This is a genomic window from Nostoc sp. 2RC (assembly GCF_014222165.1).
Lineage (GTDB): Bacteria > Cyanobacteriota > Cyanobacteriia > Cyanobacteriales > Nostocaceae > Nostoc > Nostoc linckia.
This window is the reverse complement of sequence record NZ_JACKZU010000692.1, coordinates 1-1,433: the sequence shown is the minus strand read 5'-3', so window position 1 is coordinate 1,433 and position 1,433 is coordinate 1. Positions and strand designations below refer to the sequence as shown.

Sequence of the window (1,433 nt, the reverse complement as noted above, 5' to 3'; positions counted from 1 at the left end):
CCCTTTCCCCTTCCCCTTTTCCCCGACTTCTGATAGAAGTCTCTTCCCCACCTAATGCCAAATTACCAATTTAAAACTTAAAATTAAAAATCTCAAATTAGAAAATTATGCCCTACGAACAGTTAGAAATTACTACACCAGCACCCGTTTTATCTTGGGCGAATCACCCTTTGGGGCCAGAAGAAACTAAGATGGCAAAAAATGTGGCATCGCTGCCATTTGTATTTAAACACCTAGCTTTAATGCCAGATGTTCATTTAGGTAAAGGTGCTTTAGTTGGTTCTGTAATAGCCACCAAAGAAGCGATTATACCTGCTGCTGTCGGGGTAGATGTGGGTTGTGGTATGGGTGCTATCAAAACCCCATTTACTGGCGAACAATTGGAAGGTAAACTCAAAAAAATCCGTTTGGATATTGAAGCAGCAATTCCTACAGGATTCAACGAAAACAAAGACGTTGAAAAACCTGTTACTAATTGGCAAGGTTGGAATGATTTTAAAGATTTGCATCGCGGCGTGCAAGACCTCCAAAGCAAAGCAATGAAACAAATGGGTTCTCTGGGTGGAGGAAATCATTTTATTGAAGTGTGCCTCGATACAGAGAATCAAGTTTGGTTAATGCTGCATTCTGGTTCGCGCCACATTGGCAATAATCTCGCTCAGTGTCACATTAACACAGCCAAGGAATTAGCCAAGATGGCGGGTGAGAAATTACCCGATCCCGATTTGGCTTACTTTGTGGCTGGTACGCCAGAATTCCAAGCATACTGGCACGATTTACAATGGGCGCAAGATTACGCCCGTGTGAACCGCGATGTGATGATGGCGCGTTTTAAGCACATAGTCGAGAAACATCTCGCAGGTGGAAAAGCAACTAAACCTTTATTGCAGGTGAATTGTCATCACAATTACGCTGAAAAAGAAGTGCATTTTGACGAGGATGTGTATGTTACTCGTAAAGGTGCAGTACGCGCCCAAACAGAAGATTATGGGATTATTCCTGGTTCAATGGGGGCAAAGTCTTTCATTGTTAAAGGTAAAGGTAATGCCCACAGTTTTTGTTCTTGCTCCCACGGTGCTGGTCGGTTATTGTCTAGAAATAAAGCCAAAAATGTCTACACTCTTGATGATTTAATTGAGCAAACTCAAGGTGTAGAATGCCGCAAAGATGCTGGCGTTTTAGATGAAATTCCCGGTGCTTATAAACCAATAGAACAAGTGATGGCAAATCAAGCAGATTTGGTGGAAGTTGTGGCAACTCTGAAACAAGTTATGTGTGTCAAAGGTTAAATTCAGGGTAAGCTAATACACGCTGAAAAAGCATAACTACTTGTGGTAGCAATACTGCTCGGTTAAGGATTTTAAACTGGAATTTGGTTTGGGGAAAAGGTGAGCCAGCGCGGTCTTGGGGGTTTCCCCCATGAGCGACTGGCG

Annotated in this window: 1 protein-coding gene; it reads left to right on the top strand. The window is 42.7% G+C overall.

Annotation, left to right across the window (positions count from 1 at the left end; all coding sequences use genetic code 11):
* The first annotated feature begins 107 nt into the window (after positions 1-107).
* Complete coding sequence (locus tag GNE10_RS34445; RefSeq protein WP_185570500.1) at positions 108-1,289, top strand: RtcB family protein; 1,182 nt, start codon at positions 108-110, stop codon at positions 1,287-1,289.
* The last annotated feature ends 144 nt before the right edge of the window (positions 1,290-1,433 follow it).